We start from the raw sequence: 13,204 nt of genomic DNA on the forward strand, positions 1-13,204 counted from the left end.
TGTGATCGCGCTCACGGTCAACGGCCAGCCGCACACGCTGGCCGTGCCGCATGACGCACCGCTGCTGAACGTGCTGCGCAACGACCTCGGGCTGAACGGCCCGAAGTACGGCTGTGGTCTCGGCGAATGCGGCGCCTGCACGGTGCTGGTCGACGGCGTCGAGGCACGCTCGTGCGTGATCCCGGTCGGGGGCATCGCAGGCCGGCACGTCACCACGCTCGAAGGCCTGGCCGTGGCGGGCAGGCTGCACCCGGTGCAGCAGGCCTTCGTCGAGTGCCAGGCGGCGCAGTGCGGCTACTGCCTCAACGGCATGGTCATGAGCACGGTCGCGCTGCTGCAGCGCCAGCCGCGGCCGAGCGAGCAGCAGGCGCGTGACGCGCTCGCGCACAACCTGTGCCGCTGCGGCGCGCACGTCGAGATCCTGCAGGCCGTGCAACGTGCGGCCGCACTGATGAACACCGAGGCATGACTCCACGCCGCGCCGACACGCCGACGAGCCGCGCGAGCCTGCGCGCTGCCAGCGGCGTGTTGCTGGTGACGCGCGCGCCGCCGCCACCCGCGCCGCCCGTCGCCGGGCAACCCGCCGCCGTGCCGGCCAACCCGGCCGAGGGCGACGAGATCTTGATCGCGGTGTGGAGCGACGGCAGCGTCACGGCGCTGCACGGCCACGTCGACCTCGGCACCGGCCTGCGCACGGCCCTGGCGCAGATCGTGGCCGAAGAACTCGAGGTCGAACTCGGCGCCGTCAACATGGTGCTGGGCAGCACCGCGCTCGTGCCGAACCAGGGCGCCACGATCGCCAGTGCGTCGATCCAGATCCATGCCGTGCCTTTGCGGCAGGCGGCGGCGCAGGCGCGGGCCTGGCTCGTGGCCCATGCGGGCGGCGCGCCGGTCGATCACCACGCGCTGCTGCACGGCCGGCATGTCGAACTCGCACTCTCGTTCGACGCGCCGCTGAAGTCGCCGAACGACTACCGCCTCGTCGGCACCGACGCGCCGCGTGTCGACCTGACGGCCAAGGCGACCGGCGCCGAGACCTTCGTGCACGACAAGCGACTGCCGGGCATGCTGCACGGCCGGGTGGTGCGCCCGCCGTATGCCGGTGTCGATGCCGGCGAGTTCGTGGGCAACACGCTCGAATCGGTCGATGAAACATCGATCGCGCACATCCCGGGCATTCGCGCGGTCGTGGTGATCCGCGACTTCGTCGGCGTCGTGGCCGAACGCGAAGAACACGCCGAAGCGGCGATGCGCGAGTTGAAGGTGGTGTGGAAACCGTGGCCCGGCATGCAGCCGCTCGGCGACTTGCAGAACGCGTTGCGCCACAACCCGTCCACGCGGCGCGTGCTGCTGGAGCGGGGCGACATCGAGGGCGCGATCACGAATGCCGCGCAACCGATGCAGCGCAACTACGTCTGGCCCTACCAGCTGCACGCCTCGATCGGCCCTTCGTGCGCGCTGGCCGACTGGCGCGAAAACGCGATGACCGTGTGGGCCGGCACGCAGAACCCGCACGTGCTGCGCGCCGACCTGGCGTTGCTGACCGGCCTGCCCGACACCACGATCGACGTGGTGCGCATGGAAGCCGCCGGCTGTTACGGCCGCAACTGCGCCGACGACGTGGCGGCCGATGCGGCGCTGCTCTCTCGTGCCGTGCGCGCCCCCGTGCGCGTGCAGCTCTCGCGCGAGCAGGAACATCTGTGGGAACCCAAGGGCGCGGCGCAGTTGATGCAGGTGAACGGTGGGCTGAACGCCGACGCCAGCGTGGCGGCGTACGACTTTCAAACCTCGTACCCGTCGAACGGCGCGCCCACGCTGGCGCTGCTGCTCACGCGCACGGTCGAACCCGCGTCGACCGCCTACGAGATGGGCGACCGCACGGCCGTGCCGCCCTACGACTACAAGAACCTGCGCGTCGTGGCCAACGACATGGCGCCGATCCTGCGTGCTTCGTGGTTGCGCGGCGTGTCGGCGTTGCCGAACTCGTTCGCCCACGAGTCGTACGTGGACGAGCTCGCCACCGCGGCCGGCGCCGACCCGGTGGCGTTTCGCCTGCAGCACCTGAACGACCAGCGTGCGAGCGAGCTCGTGAGGGCGACCGCCGCGCGCGCCGGCTGGCTCGCGCACACGCAGCCGCAGCAGCAGCCGAGCGACGGCCCGCTGCTCAAGGGCCAGGGCTTCGCCTATGCGCGCTACGTGCACAGCAAGTTCCCCGGCTTCGGTGCAGCCTGGGCCGCGTGGGTGGCCGACGTGGAAGTGAACCGCGAGACCGGCGACGTGCACGTGAGCCGTGTCGTCGTGGGCCACGACGCGGGCTTGATGATCAACCCCGCCGGCGTGCAGCACCAGATCCACGGTAACGTGCTGCAGACCACCAGCCGCGCGCTGAAGGAATCGCTGCCGCTCGATGCGAAGACGAACCTGCCGGCGGCGCGCGAGTGGGGCAGTTACCCGATCCTGAGCTTTCGCGAGGTGCCGGTCGTCGAGGTGATGATGATGCCGCGGCCGGGCGAGCCGCCGCTGGGGGCGGGTGAGTCGTCGTCGGTGCCCGGCACGGCAGCGATCGCCAACGCCATCTTCGACGCGACCGGCGTGCGCTTTCGCGAGCCGCCGTTCACGCCCGAGGTGGTACGTGCGGCGTTGAACGTGTCGACGGAACCGAGCGCATCGCCGCCGCTGCTTGCCAGCGCGGTGCCCACAACGCCCTACAACGCGCCGTGGCCACGCCAACGCAGCACTTGGGCAAAGGCTGCAGCGCTCGCGGCCGGCATCGTCGGCCTCGGCGCAGCGCTGCTCGGCTGGCGTTCTGCCATCGCGCCGGTGACGGGGACGAGCGCGAGTGTCTACACCGCCGCCACCATCGAACGCGGGCGTGTGCTCGCGGCCGCGGGCGACTGCATCGTCTGCCACACCGCGACGGGCGGCGTGCCCAATGCCGGCGGCCGCGAAATGGAAACACCGTTCGGCCGCGTCGTCACCACCAACCTCACCCCCGATGTGGCCACCGGCATCGGCGCGTGGTCGTTCAGCGCCTTTCAACGCGCGATGCGCGAAGGCGTGTCGCGCGACGGCCAGCACCTGTACCCCGCGTTCCCGTACACCGCGTTCACGCAGATGACCGACGACGATCTGACGGCCTTGTACGCCTACCTGATGGCACAGCCGGCGGTGTCGTCGGCCGTGCCCGAAACGAAGCTCGCGTTCCCGTTCAGCGTGCGCCCGCTGATGGCGCTGTGGAACGCGCTCTACCTCGCGCCCGGCCCGGTGCCCGCGGTGGCCACGCAATCGGCCGAATGGAACCGCGGCGCCTACCTCGTCAACGGCCTGGGCCACTGCGGCGGCTGCCACACGCCACGCAACGCACTCGGTGCCGAGCGGGGCGGCAGCGCCTACCTGGCCGGCGCGGTGGTCGACGGTTGGGAAGCGCCGCCGCTCACGTCACTGAGCCATGCGCCGGTGCCGTGGACCGAAAGCCAGTTGTTCGGCTACCTGCGCTACGGCCACTCGGCCGAGCACGGCAGCGCGAGCGGCCCGATGGCGCCGGTGGTGCAGCAACTCGGCCAACTGCCAGAGGCGGACGTGCGGGCGATGGCGGTCTACCTGGCGTCGCTCAACACGCCGGCCACGCAGCCGAACGACATCGCATCGGCGCCCGCGCTCGTCGAGCAGAGCGCGGCGCAGGGGCGCACTCTCGCCGGACCGGCGCAGCGCCTCTTCAGCACCGCCTGCGGTGCCTGCCACCACGACGGCGATGGCCCGGTGCTGCTGGGCCAGAACATCCCGCTCGCGCTCAACAGCAACCTGCACAGTGCACGGCCCGACAACCTGCTGCGCGTGATCCTCGAAGGCATTCAAGAGCCGGCCACGAAAGACATCGGCTTCATGCCGGCGTTCCGCCACCACCTGAGCGACGCGCAGGTCGCGGAGCTCGCGGCCTGGATGCGGCAGCGCTTTGCGCCGGGCAAGGCGGCGTGGGTTGATCTGGAGGCGGCGAGCGCGCGGGTGCGCGCAGCGGCACACTGAGGTTGGGCGTAAGTGCAGGGCGTTCTTCAGTCGACTTGAGGCGCTACGAACACTTGCCAGGTGCCAATGCCTTGACTTGTTGCCACCCGCCATCGCTCCCCAGAACCTTCACCCACTGGCCGGCGGCGGCACCCGTGGCGAGGCATGCATTCAAAGGGGCGCTGCACGCGCCCTTGGCGTCGCAAGTCACAGCGCAGCCCGTGGACAACGCGGTGCCGCAGATCTGGGCCCTGACCTGGCATTGATTGCCGGTGTGCACGGTGTAGCTGGCGGCAGGGCTGGCGCGCCAACGGGCCGTGTAGGTGTACGTTCCCTTCTTGCCGGTATCGCAGGTCGTTCCGGTGGCATTCAGACCGAGCTGAGCCGGGTGAAGCTTGGCGGATACAGGGAACGCGCTGCCGAAGGTCAAGCTCAGCAGAAGGCAGACGGCGGTCATGCAACGGCGGTGGTTCATGGGTTCTCCTTGGCTTCGGAAGTTCACGGAACAAGGCGTGGGCTGATGCATGGCCACGACAGCAGGACGCCTGTCAAAGCTTGGGCCCGCTGCGCTTGGCGGCCTCTCCGGCGCGCTCCTTCTGAAGCGCACCGGCCGCCGCCGCGAGTTGTTTGTGCGAAGCCTGCACTCCGCTCGCTTCGAGCTGACGGTTCGACAAGCGCACGACGAATCCGCGGATCAGATTCGTCGGCTCACCGGCGCCCATCGCACCGAGGCGCTGCAGCCCCAGGTGCAACAGCGCATGCGAGTGGCATACGCCGTTCGCGTAGTCGTTGCCCTGCTGCGCATGGTAGTAACCACCGCGCAATTGCTGGTCGTACCAGGAGTTGCTGAGTCGGTTCTCGCCGGTGGGCCGATTGCCGCCGGCTGAGATGCCCGCCACACCCGACTGCCACTGGTTGCTGCACTTGTAGAAGATGTCTTTTGCCTTCGCGCCGGGCACGAGCTTGCCTTGCGAGTCGAAGACCCACACCAACTGCTCGTTGGTCAACGCGAAGGACTCCGGGCCGTACTTCGTGCGAAACCCTGCCAGCGTGTTTTCGAAGGTCGGCGCCTGGCTCTTCGCGATGCCGACCTCGCGCGAGATGCTCCACACATAGGCCTCATTCGGTGAATACGTGAGTTCGAGGCTGAATCGTTCGAAGCCGCCATCGGGGGCCGGTTTGGTCTCGGCCACGATGACCGGCGTCATCGAGACGTTCGGCAGAACCGTGTAGGTCATCAGCAGCAGCGGGGTCGTCGTCAGGGCCGGGTTGTACCGCTTGAGCGCCGCGACCGCGTCTTTCTCGCGCGATCCCAGCTTGATGCCGACCATGTCGAGCAGGCCCGCCGTGCCGGCGATTCTGCTGGTGCCCTCGACCGTGCCGAAGTCGGCGGGCGTGGGGTCGACGACCGACGGTGCGGCCGCTCGTTGTGGGCGGGCCTGCGCGAGCAACACGCCCGGGTCATCGGGCTTCGCGCTGACCGTCGCCGAGGCGAATAGCAAAGCCCCCGCCATCACCGGGTACAGGGCCGCTCTCGGGTATTTCTCAGCACTCATGCAAGCCGGCGCGCTGAGCTGCCGTTGTGAAGGGAGCTTGTTCATCTGGGTTCGACGCCTCTATTCGCCACTCGGTATGATCTTTGGCGCATGAGAGGGGCGACGCAACTCCCATTTGGGAGGGAGGCCGAGCTCTGGGTGTTTGCTCGTCACTGGCGAGTTGGAGGCTGCCCGTGCCCGCTACAGAAGACCTTCTCGATTCGGTGTACCGGGCGGCCCTGGAACCCGCCGCGTGGGTCGACGTCATGCAGCAGCTCGCACAGTGCTTCCCATCCTCGGCCCAGGCCTTCTACTACCTGCACCGCAACCCGCGGCGCCTGCAGACAGTCAGCTTCGCGGGTATCGAGCCGGGCTGGCTGCGAACATTCAACGAACTCTATTTCGCGCCCGACAACCCCTGGATGCGGCTGACGCAGCAGTTGCACAAGCCGGGCGTGGTCAGGACGAACGAAAGACTGGATCGCTTCCTGCAGCAGCGCGGTGCGCTCTACCGATCGGCGTACTACAACGACTGGATGCGGCCGCAGAGCTTCAAGTTGACCCTGGGCAACACCTTGCTGGCCGAAGGCGACCTGGTCGCCAACATCACACTGTTTCGACCGCCCGGCATGAAGACCTTCAGCGCGGCCGAGGTGCGCGAATTCGAATCGCTGAGCGGCCACATGACTCGCGCCTTGCGCATGGCCATTCGGCTCGAGCATCCCCAGAACGTGCCGGCGGCGGCGCTTGCCTTCGAGGCCAGCTCGCAGCCGATCGCGGTGCTCGACCGTCGGCGAAGAGTGCTCTACGCCAACGCCGCCATGGAGACATTGCTGAAGCGACGCGACGGTCTGGCCATGCGCGGCGCCGAGTTGGTGGCGACCGCTGACGGCGCGCAGCCGGTGCTGGAGGCCTACATCGATCGCATGGCCTTGCGCTGGCGTGAGCAGCACGGCGACAGCCCGGCGCCACTGCAACTGCGCGACCGCCGCGGGAATGTCATGTCCCTTCAGGCCATTCCGCTGGGAACCACGGGCAGCCCGTCGTCTGCTGGCATGCCTTCATGTCTGTTGACGGTCGGCACGAGCGAAACCCTCGCGCCGATGTCCGACCAGGCCATGCGCGACGCGTTCGGCTTCACCCCCGCCGAGGCGAAGCTCAGCCGCTTGCTGGCCAGCACCGGAACACTGCGCGACGCTGCACGTGAAATGAACATCACCTACGAGACCGCGCGCGCCTACTTGAAGGTCGTGTTCGGCAAGGCGGCCGTTCACACGCAGGCACAACTGGTTGCTCTTGTTCTGCGCGGCGTACCCGTCACGCGAGAACACCCGTAGCCTGTTGCTGAAGCCTGGATGTCGAGCGCGCCTGGCTGCATGGCGCCCTTGCCGCGCTCTCTTCGGGAACTGCAAGGTCAGCAGGCGCCAATCGCCCGCGCCACGCAGCGCTCCAGTTGGCCCTTCGGCGAGCGCTGCATGGCCATCAGCAGGGCGTGGGTCGCGGCCGCGCCGGACAGCGGCTCCGCAAACCGCTCCCGCACATCCTGCTGCATCCGCATCAGCAGATGCGCCGTCACCTCCGCGTCCGCCAGCGCCCGGTGCGCGCGCCCGGCGCTGGGCAGCGCGTGCAGCTTCGCGAGGGTGCCGAGCCGGTGGTTGTCGGCATGCGGATACAGGCGTCGCGACAGCAGCACCGTGCACGCGAACACGTGTGCCGCATCGGGCTCGCACTCGGCACGTTCCAGCTCGGCGTGCCAGAAGCCGCGGTCGAAGGCCGCGTTGTGCGCGACCAGCGGGCAGCCCTTGGTGAAGCGCGCCACCTCGTGCATCACGGCGCGCGCAGGCGGCGCGGTCTGCAGCATGTGGTTGCTGATGCCGGTGAGCTGCTCGATGAAAGGCGGCACCCAGGCGCCGCTGTTCATCAGGCTCTGGAAGCGCCCGACGATCTGCCCGCCTTGCACGAGCACCGCGGCGATCTCGGTCGCACGCGCACCCTGGCCGGGCGAGATGCCGGTGGTTTCGAAGTCGATGACGGCGATGGTTTCCATGCGGTGCGCGCATTCTGGCCGACGCGGCAGAATGGGCCGCACAGGAGGTTCTTCATGGTCAACACGTCGTCGCCCCCATCGCTCCCATCGCCCTCCACCCAGCGGCAGAAGGCCGAGCGCTTCGCCGCGCTTCACCGTGGCCCCGCCGTGTTCGTGATGCCCAACCCCTGGGACGCCGGCTCGGCACTGATCCTCGCCAAACTCGGGTTCGACGCGCTGGCCACGTCGAGCGCCGCGTGCGCGATGGCGCTCGGCCGGCGCGACGGCCAGATCACGCGCGACGAAGCGCTGGCGCACGGCCGCGCCATCGCGGCAGCCACCGACCTGCCGGTGGCGGCCGACCTGGAAAACGGCTTCGGCCACGCGCCGGCCGATGCAGCGCTGACGATTCGCCTCGCCGGCGAAGTGGGCCTCGTCGGCGGCTCGATCGAAGACGCGAGCGGTGACGCCGACAAACCGCTCTATGACTTCAACCACGCCGTCGAGCGCGTGGCGGCCGCGGCCGAAGCGGCGCGTGCGCATGCCTTCCCGTTCACGCTGACTGCGCGGTCCGAGAACTACCTGCGCGGCCATCCCGATCTCGACGACACGATCCGGCGCCTGCAGGCTTTCGAGAAGGCTGGCGCCGACGTGCTGTTCGCGCCCGGTTTGCCCGACCTGGCGGCGGTGCGCACGGTGTGCGCGTCGCTCTCGAAGCCGTTCAGCTTCATGGCCAGCATCAAGGGCAAGTCGTTCGGCGTGGCCGAGTTGCAGGCCGCGGGCGTGCGCCGCGTGAGTTTGGCCACCTCGTTGTACCGCGCGGCGATGGCCGGGCTGACGCAAGCCGCGACCGAGGTGAAAAGCTCGGGCACCTTCACTTACCTCGACCGGCTCTGACATGCGGCGTGCCCGCTTCTGGCATTCGCTCTATGCCGCGCTGGCGACGCTGGCCTTTGCTGCCGCCGTGTCGGCGGCCGAGGGCGCGCCCGTCTACGAACAGAAAGCGCCGAGTGCCGACGGCATCGGCAAGCGCTACATGGGTCGCGAGATCGCGCAGGTGATGGGCTGGCAGGGCGCGGCCTGGCTCGAACGTGAAGAGCGCGAACGCGAGGAGCGCACCGATCTGCTGCTGCCCGAACTCGCGCTGAAACCCGGCATGGTGGTGGCCGACATCGGCGCCGGCACCGGCTACATCGCACGCCGCATGGCGGCGCTGGTCGGGCCGATGGGTGTGGTCTACGCGGTCGATGTGCAGCCCGAGATGATCCGCATGCTGCAGTCGCTGTCGGCCAAGGCCGGTCTGGCGCAGGTCAAGCCGGTGCTCGGCGCCGCCGACGACGTGCGCTTGCCGGCGGCGAGCGTCGATCTCGCGATCATGGTCGACGTGTACCACGAGCTCGAGTTCCCGCGCGAGGTGCTCGCCAGCATCGTGCGTGCGCTCAAGCCGGGTGGCCGCGTCGTCTTCGTCGAGTACCGCGCCGAAGACCCGCGCGTGCCGATCAAGCCGCTGCACAAGATGAGCGAAGCGCAGGTGCGGCGCGAAGCGGCCGTGCTGGCCCTGAACTGGGAACGCACGGCCAGCGGTTTGCCCTGGCAGCACGTGATCGTCTTTCGCAAACCAGCGAACTGATGCCGCGCCGCAGGCCGCCGGCGAGCGGCCTGCCAACGGTCACAGCGTGCTCATGCCGCCGTCGATGATCAGCTCGCTGCCGACCGTGAATGCCGACTCGTCGGACGCCAGAAACACCACCGCCTTCGCGATCTCGCTCGCTTCGCCACGCCGCCCCGCCGGGATCTGCGCGATCAGGCCCTTGAGCTCTTCGGGCCCCATGCCGAGCTTGCCGTGCAAAGGCGTGGCCACCGGCCCCGGGCTGATCGCGTTGACACGGATGCCGCGCCCGATCAGCTCGCCCGAGAGCGTGCGTGCCAGCGTGAGCAGCCCGCCCTTGGTGGCGGCATAAACGCTCGACGTCGGCATGCCGATGTGGGCGTTGATCGAGGTGTTGAGCACCACTGAAGCCGGGTTCGCCAACAGCGGCAGCAGTGCCTGCATCAGGAAAAACGGGCCCTTCAGGTTGGTGGCGACGCTGCGGTCGAACGCGGCTTCGTCCCAGTCGGCCAGCGCGCGGAACTCGGCCACGCCGGCGTTGATGAACACGGCGTCGAGCTGGCCGAAGTGCTCCTTCAGCGTCTGCGCCAGTTCCTTTTGACCGGCCACGCTGCCGGCGTCGGCGCGCAGGATCAGTGCGTCGGGGCCGAGCGCGATTCTTGCGGCGGCCAAGCTTTCGGGGTTCGTGCCGGTCACGGCCACACGGGCGCCTTCGGCCAGAAACTGGCGTGCCGTCTCCAGGCCGATGCCGCTGGTGCCACCGGTGATCAGGGTGCGCTTGCCGTTCAGTCTTGTCATGGTGTTTCTCCGGTGAGGTTTGTGGTTTCGTCGGCGTCGTTGCCGATGGGTTGAACTCTAAGAGTCAGCTTTGTCGTCAACAAGGCAGCAAGACTGCACAATCGCTTCAGCTTTCATGAATCAAGGAGCCCGCCATGGACCGCCTGCGTGCCATCGAAGTGTTCGTGACGGTCGCGGCGCGTGGTGGCTTCGCGCGCGCCGCGCTGGCGCTCGACACCTCGCCCGCCAACGTCAGCCGCTACATCACCGAGCTCGAAGCGCACCTCGGCACCCGGCTGCTCAACCGCAGCTCGCGCAAGCTGTCGCTGACCGAGAGTGGGGAAGCGCTGTTCGAGCGTGGCAAGAGCATTCTCGAAGACGTGGCCGAGGCCGAGGCCATCACCGCGTCGGCCTCGATGCAGCCGCGTGGCCGCTTGCGCATCAACGCGCCGCTGAGCTTCGGCGTATTGCACCTGGCGCCGCTGTGGCCGAAGTTCATGCAGCGCCACCCCGAGGTCGAGCTCGATGTGGCGCTGGTCGACCGTGTGGTCGACATCGTCGATGAGGGTTACGACCTGGCGATCCGCATCTCGCGCAGCGGCTCCACCACGCACGCGGCGCGCAAGCTCGCGGCCTCGCGCAACATCGTGTGCGCTTCGCCGGCCTACCTGCGCAAACACGGCAAGCCGAAGACGCCGGCCGATCTGGCAGCGCACGCTTGCATCGGCTACACCTACGCGGCCACCGCCGACGAGTGGCATTTCAGCGATGCACAAGGCGCCGACCATGCGGTGAAGGTGTCTTGCGTGATGCACACCAACAACGGCGACACCGCGTGTGCCGCGGCGCTGGCGGGGCGCGGCGTGATCTGGCAACCGAGCTTCCTGATCGGCCCCGACCTGCGCGCCGGCCGCCTCGTGCCCTTGCTGCCCGGCTACCGCATGCCCGACATCGACGTGCTCGCGGTCTACCCGAGCCGGCGCCACGTGAGCGCGAAAGTGCGCGTGATGATCGACTTTCTGGCGCAGGCCTTCCAGGGCGTGCCGCCGTGGGATCGCGCCGGCTAGCCCTGCGTGTCGGTGTCGAGCTCGTCGGCTTCGTCGTCCACGGCACGGCCCCGCAGCATCGGCCGCACGGCGGCGCGCACCCCGTTGCGGCCGTTGGCCTTGGCTTCGTAGCAGGCCGCGTCGGCATCGGCCAGCCACGACGCCGCGTCGCGCGTTTCGGCCACGAGCGAGGCCACGCCCACGCTCGCACCCACACGCAGCGTGCGCTCCTGCCAGGGCAGCGCCAGCGCGGCCACGGCAGCGCGCACGTTGTCGGCGATGCGCATCGCCACCTCGGGCGCGCAGCGCTCGAGCAGCAGCGCGAACTCGTCGCCGCCGATGCGCACCACCAGGTCGCTGGCGCGCACCTGCGAGACGATCGCCGCCGCCACGGCCTTCAGCACCGCGTCGCCGGCGGCGTGGCCGGCGTTGTCGTTGATGGGCTTGAAGTGGTCGAGGTCGATCATCACGATCGCCGCCGGCACCGAGCGTGGCATTGCCTCGAACACCGCCTGCAGGCGCTGGTCGAGCGCCTTGCGGTTGGCCAGGCCGGTCAGCGCGTCGTGCGTGGCCGACCACTCGAGCCGTGCGCGCTCGGCGATCTGTTCGCCGATGTCGTTGATGGTCCAGATCGTGCCGGCGCCGCGTTCGATCTTGTCGACCGGCGAGCCGCGCAGGCAAGCCCAGAAGCGCGTGCCGTCGGCACGCTGCATTTCCCATTCGCCGACATACGGCTCGCCGGCCGCGAAAGCCTTGCTCACCTGCGGGCCGACCGCGTCGAAGTCGGCGTTCGAGGCGTAGAGCAGCCGTGTCGGCTGGCCGACGATCTCGTGCTCTTCGCGCCCGAACAGGCGGCAGAACTCGGCGCTGACCAGCTCGAAACGCTGTGCCCGCGTGAAGCAGATGCCCACCGGCGCGGCGCCCATCACCGAGCCGAGCTTCTGCAGCAGCCCGGTGTTGAACGACTCGAGTTGCGCGCGCTCGGCGCCCACGTGGCGCAGCACACGCGCCAGCCGGCCGAGCTCGCCGCCCACCTCGGGCCAGCCGGCATGCGCGTCCTGCGAGCCGTCGAACAGGTGCTGCGCGCGATGCTCCAGCTGCGTCAGTGGCCGCAGCAGCCACCAGAGCAGCAGCAGCGTCGACACCGAGACGATCACGATCAGCACCGCGGCCCAGAGCAGCGCCTGGCGCCGCGCGGCCCGCAGCGGCGCGAGCAGCTCGGCCTGCGGCACGGCGCGCCAGACCACCCAGTCGGTGCCGGCCACGCCGGCGGCGCTGACCAGCTCGTCGGCCTGCGCCAGGTTGATGCCGGAAGGTTCGGCCGAGCTGCCGGCTTCGAGCCAATGTGCGAAGGCCTGCGACAAGCGTTCTTCCTGTGCCAGCGATTGCAGCAGCCGCGTGCTCGACGGGTGAGCGAGGATGCGGCCCTGCGTGTCGGTCACGATGGTGATGGCGTCGCCCTCGGCATCGACGCCGTCGGTCAGGTCGGCGAGCAGGTCACGGCTGACCAGCCGCAGCACCCCGCCGAGCACGCCGTGGACCCGCGCCTCGGCCAGCAGCGGTGCGGTGAACACGATCACCGGTTCGCTCAGGATGCGGCCCGGCACCGGGTCCGAGACGATCGTGCGCCGTTCTTCGACGGTGCGTTTGAAGTAGCTGCGCTCGCTCAGGTTCACCTCGGGGTGGCGGATGCCCGACGCGTCGGCGTACACCCGCATCCGGCCGTCGGCGGCGGTGGCGAAGACATTGGCGAACAGGCCGCGCAACACCGGCTGCGATTCCATGAACGCGGCGAGGCGCGCGTTGTCGGCGAGAGTCGCAGCGTCGAGACGTGCGGCGGTGGCCTGCAGCGCGACCTGCAGGTCGACCACCCGGCGCGAGAGCACGTTGGCCGTGCGCACCGCTTCGCTCATTTCGCGGTAGCGCTGGGCCGAGAGCGTGTCGCGTTCGGCCTGGCGCAGCAGCCCGGCGGTCGTGAGGCCCACGCCGAGCACCAGCCCGGCGATGGCGCCGAGCGTGATGCGCAGCTTCAGCGAGCCGAACGCGGCGAACAGCCATGCGGCGCGGGGTGACGACGATGAGATACCGAAGAGGTTCACGGGTGGCTGGCTCTCGCGAGCGGTGGCTTCCAGTCGGAACCCGCCTCGCGCTCGCAGCAGCGGCGCAGGTGGGCCCATGCCTCGTATTTCGGACAAAGCCGGCCGGACTG

General features: G+C 69.3%; 11 protein-coding genes. 6 read left to right on the top strand and 5 right to left on the bottom strand.

All coding sequences use genetic code 11. The features are described from left to right. The first annotated feature begins 1 nt into the window (after position 1). Together AC30PD_RS19330 and AC30PD_RS19335 are read left to right on the top strand one after the other, a co-directional pair. A complete protein-coding gene (locus AC30PD_RS19330; protein ID WP_489537311.1) occupies positions 2 to 469 on the top strand; it encodes a (2Fe-2S)-binding protein in 468 nt (155 codons plus the stop codon). Further along, positions 466 to 4,023: a molybdopterin cofactor-binding domain-containing protein gene (locus AC30PD_RS19335; protein WP_489537312.1), complete on the top strand. Its 3,558-nt coding sequence runs from the start codon at positions 466 to 468 to the stop codon at positions 4,021 to 4,023. The genes AC30PD_RS19330 and AC30PD_RS19335 overlap by 4 nt, the downstream gene beginning before the upstream one ends. A 43-nt stretch (positions 4,024 to 4,066) precedes the next feature. Here the strand turns inward: AC30PD_RS19335 and AC30PD_RS19340 are convergent, their stop codons facing one another. Then, a complete protein-coding gene (locus tag AC30PD_RS19340) occupies positions 4,067 to 4,477 on the bottom strand; it encodes a hypothetical protein (protein WP_489537313.1) in 411 nt (136 codons plus the stop codon). 73 nt (positions 4,478 to 4,550) lie between these two features. After that, complete coding sequence (locus tag AC30PD_RS19345) at positions 4,551 to 5,558, bottom strand: hypothetical protein (RefSeq protein ID WP_489537314.1); 1,008 nt, start codon at positions 5,556 to 5,558, stop codon at positions 4,551 to 4,553. 83 nt (positions 5,559 to 5,641) lie between these two features. On the opposite strand from AC30PD_RS19345, the gene AC30PD_RS19350 reads away from it, so the two are divergent. Beyond that, a complete protein-coding gene (locus AC30PD_RS19350) occupies positions 5,642 to 6,874 on the top strand; it encodes a helix-turn-helix transcriptional regulator (RefSeq protein ID WP_489537315.1) in 1,233 nt (410 codons plus the stop codon). A 77-nt stretch (positions 6,875 to 6,951) separates the two neighbouring features. On the opposite strand, the gene AC30PD_RS19355 is transcribed toward AC30PD_RS19350, so the two are convergent. Then, complete coding sequence (locus AC30PD_RS19355; protein WP_489537316.1) at positions 6,952 to 7,584, bottom strand: 3'-5' exonuclease; 633 nt, start codon at positions 7,582 to 7,584, stop codon at positions 6,952 to 6,954. A gap of 54 nt (positions 7,585 to 7,638) precedes the next feature. Here AC30PD_RS19355 and AC30PD_RS19360 point away from each other — a divergent pair, with 54 nt between their 5' ends. Both AC30PD_RS19360 and AC30PD_RS19365 read left to right on the top strand, forming a co-directional pair. Then, entirely contained in the window at positions 7,639 to 8,460 is an 822-nt protein-coding gene (locus AC30PD_RS19360; protein ID WP_489537317.1) for an isocitrate lyase/PEP mutase family protein, read from the top strand. A gap of 1 nt (position 8,461) precedes the next feature. Beyond that, positions 8,462 to 9,193, top strand: coding sequence for a class I SAM-dependent methyltransferase (locus AC30PD_RS19365; protein ID WP_489537318.1), 732 nt, complete (start codon positions 8,462 to 8,464; stop codon positions 9,191 to 9,193). A gap of 39 nt (positions 9,194 to 9,232) precedes the next feature. On the opposite strand, the gene AC30PD_RS19370 is transcribed toward AC30PD_RS19365, so the two are convergent. Next, entirely contained in the window at positions 9,233 to 9,970 is a 738-nt protein-coding gene (locus AC30PD_RS19370) for an SDR family oxidoreductase (protein WP_489537319.1), read from the bottom strand. Positions 9,971 to 10,104: 134 nt separating this feature from the next. Here AC30PD_RS19370 and AC30PD_RS19375 point away from each other — a divergent pair, with 134 nt between their 5' ends. After that, a complete protein-coding gene (locus AC30PD_RS19375; protein ID WP_489537320.1) occupies positions 10,105 to 11,016 on the top strand; it encodes a LysR family transcriptional regulator in 912 nt (303 codons plus the stop codon). Here AC30PD_RS19375 and AC30PD_RS19380 read toward each other — a convergent pair. Further along, on the bottom strand, positions 11,013 to 13,094 hold the full coding sequence (locus tag AC30PD_RS19380; protein ID WP_489537321.1) for a sensor domain-containing diguanylate cyclase: 2,082 nt from the start codon (positions 13,092 to 13,094) through the stop codon (positions 11,013 to 11,015). The two genes, AC30PD_RS19375 and AC30PD_RS19380, sit on opposite strands and share 4 nt — an antisense overlap. Positions 13,095 to 13,204: the final 110 nt, after the last annotated feature.

The sequence above is a fragment of the Rhizobacter sp. genome (genome assembly GCF_032229685.1).
Classification (GTDB): domain Bacteria; phylum Pseudomonadota; class Gammaproteobacteria; order Burkholderiales; family Burkholderiaceae_C; genus LMDS01.

Excerpts from the sequence above, each read along its gene's own strand:
- AC30PD_RS19335 (WP_489537312.1), top strand. The coding sequence starts at position 466 with ATGACTCCACGCCGCGCCGACACGCCGACGAGCCGCGCGAGCCTGCGC.
- AC30PD_RS19340 (WP_489537313.1), bottom strand. The coding sequence starts at position 4,477 with ATGAACCACCGCCGTTGCATGACCGCCGTCTGCCTTCTGCTGAGCTTG.
- AC30PD_RS19345 (WP_489537314.1), bottom strand. The coding sequence starts at position 5,558 with ATGAGTGCTGAGAAATACCCGAGAGCGGCCCTGTACCCGGTGATGGCG.
- AC30PD_RS19355 (WP_489537316.1), bottom strand. The coding sequence starts at position 7,584 with ATGGAAACCATCGCCGTCATCGACTTCGAAACCACCGGCATCTCGCCC.
- AC30PD_RS19360 (WP_489537317.1), top strand. The coding sequence starts at position 7,639 with ATGGTCAACACGTCGTCGCCCCCATCGCTCCCATCGCCCTCCACCCAG.
- AC30PD_RS19365 (WP_489537318.1), top strand. The coding sequence starts at position 8,462 with ATGCGGCGTGCCCGCTTCTGGCATTCGCTCTATGCCGCGCTGGCGACG.
- AC30PD_RS19370 (WP_489537319.1), bottom strand. The coding sequence starts at position 9,970 with ATGACAAGACTGAACGGCAAGCGCACCCTGATCACCGGTGGCACCAGC.
- AC30PD_RS19375 (WP_489537320.1), top strand. The coding sequence starts at position 10,105 with ATGGACCGCCTGCGTGCCATCGAAGTGTTCGTGACGGTCGCGGCGCGT.